The 2142-nt window shown below is 60.3% G+C and carries 2 protein-coding genes; one reads left to right on the top strand and one right to left on the bottom strand.

The window, feature by feature from the left end; translation table 11 throughout:
- Window positions 1-1251: methyl-accepting chemotaxis protein (locus L9Z73_RS29595; RefSeq protein ID WP_247408436.1), on the bottom strand; the 1251-nt coding region annotated here is incomplete at its 3' end.
- Window positions 1252-1511: 260 nt separating this feature from the next.
- On the opposite strand from L9Z73_RS29595, the gene L9Z73_RS29590 reads away from it, so the two are divergent.
- The coding region (locus L9Z73_RS29590) for a CorA family divalent cation transporter (protein ID WP_282598798.1) at window positions 1512-2142 on the top strand (631 nt) is incomplete at its 3' end.

Raw genomic sequence — 2142 nt, 5'->3', positions numbered from 1 at the left:
CAGGCTGCGCACTTCATCGGCCACCACCGCGAACCCACGCCCCGCCTCGCCTGCCCGTGCCGCCTCGATCGCGGCGTTAAGCGCCAGCAGGTTGGTCTGCTCGGCGATCCCGCGAATCACTTCCAGCACTTTACCGATGCGCACACTGTCGGTTTCCAGACGGCGGATGATGGTGCCGGTGTTGAGGATTTCAGTGCGCATCTGGCCGATGGTGGCGATAGTGACTTTCATCACTTCGCCGCCCTCGCGGGCCGAGTGATCCGCATCATCCGCCGCACGTGAGGCACTGGCGGCGTGGCGCGCCACTTCCTGGGCGGTGGCCGACATTTCGGTCATGGCCGTCGCCACCTGGTCGGTGCGGCTGAATTGATCATGGGTACCGGTCGCCATCTGCCCGGCGATCGAATTCAACTCACTGCTGGCGCCGACCAAGTCAGTGGCACTGCGCTGCAGGCGGCTGAAGGTTTCGGCCAAAAAGTCGCGCAAGGTGTTCGCCGCCTCCGCCAACTGCCCCAGTTCGTCCTGGCGACGACTGGCGACACGCTCGGCAAAACGACCGTGGCTCAGTTGGCTCACATAATCGATCAAACCACGGATCGGCAGGATCAGGTTGCGGTTGATCAACCACAGGCTGAACAAGCCAATCAACACGCCGGACAGCAACATAATCGTCAGGCCCACCATCACCGTGCGCTCGACATGGGCGCTGATGGTCTGGGATTGTTGGGTGCTTTGGGCGCGCAGGTCGCTGACCAGGACGCTCATCTGTTCACTGGCGACGCGGTCCACGCCCTTGACCGCAGTGTCACCGACGCTCGGGTCAGCGCCGGCGGCCACGTAGGCATCGCGACCCTTCTGGTAGGAAACGCCAAGCTGCTGGTGTTCTTGACGCAGGTTCTGGATACGCTGGTTCAGCGCCGGGTCACCGGCAGTCTGGGTGACCAGCCGCGCGAGAATGCCTTGCACATCGCGTTGCCGGTCCTGGAACTGGCCCCAGTATTTCTCCAGGTCCTGAGGCTGTTTGCCGCGCAACAACACGTTTTTCCATTCCTGCACCTGCACCTTGAATTGCAGGTTGGCCTCATCGATCAACTGTGAAGTGAGCAACGGCCCTTCGAGCAAACTGCGGTAACTCTGCACCCCGTTGGAGAGGAAGTTGAAACAGGCCAGGGCGATCAACAACATCGCCAGCAGGCTGCCACCGAGCAGCGACAGGATCTGTGCGCGCAGGGATGTTCGCAAAAAAGTCATCGAAAAAAGCCTCAAAACAAGGAAAAGGTACGAATACGTCATGACCTCCCTGTCGTCGAAGGCGCCACCACCCACAGCGGTTCTTGTGTCTTGAATCGGCCGTGCTAGACGCTTCTTGAGCCAATTTCGACAAGCGGTCAATAAAGTGTCACCAAAGCGAAATAAGTCGAAAACCGTCACAAAACTGTCAAACATCCTTGCAATGATTCGCCCACGCGAACCTGTGAAACGTCCTACAGGTCCTTTCTCTGTGAGACGCCATGAACCACAGCATCGACCACAGCCACCAGGATTCCGATCTGTTTGGCTTGCTTTACGGTTTCCGTTTTTGCCCTGGCGAGAAGGGTGAGCAAATTGACTCAGGCACCGCCCTCCAGGCCTTGCAGCAACCGCAAGACCCGGAGGAGTTTCTATGGCTGCACCTGAACCTGGCCCACGCCGGATGCGAGCGCTGGATGCAGGCGCACCTGGACTTGCCTGAAGAGTTTTTCGAGGCCCTGCATGAGGGCTCGCGCTCCACCCGTATCGAACACGTCGAGTCGGCCTTGCTGGCGGTGGTCAACGACGTGGTGTTCAACTTCAGCAGCATGGTCTCGTCGGATATTTCCACGTTGTGGGTCTGCGCCCGCAGTCGCTTGCTGATCAGCGCGCGCCTGCAACCGCTGCACTCGGTGGATAAGTTGCGCTCATCGGTAAAGGCCGGTGAACGCTTCCGCTCGCCGCTGGAGTTGCTGGTGCACCTGCTGCGCGACCAGGGCGAGGTGCTGACGCAGATCGTGCGCAAGACCAGCATCAGCGTCGACCATATCGAAGATCAATTACTCTCCTCGCGCTTGTCCACCAACCGCGCCGAGCTGGGCGCCATGCGCCGGGTGCTGGTGCGCCTGCAAC

Origin of the sequence: Pseudomonas emilianonis (genome assembly GCF_023072625.1) — a bacterium.
In the GTDB taxonomy this organism is placed as follows: Bacteria; Pseudomonadota; Gammaproteobacteria; order Pseudomonadales; family Pseudomonadaceae; genus Aquipseudomonas; species Aquipseudomonas paraveronii.
The sequence above is the reverse complement of the archived record's forward strand: the minus strand, read 5'-3'. Positions and strand labels throughout refer to the sequence as shown.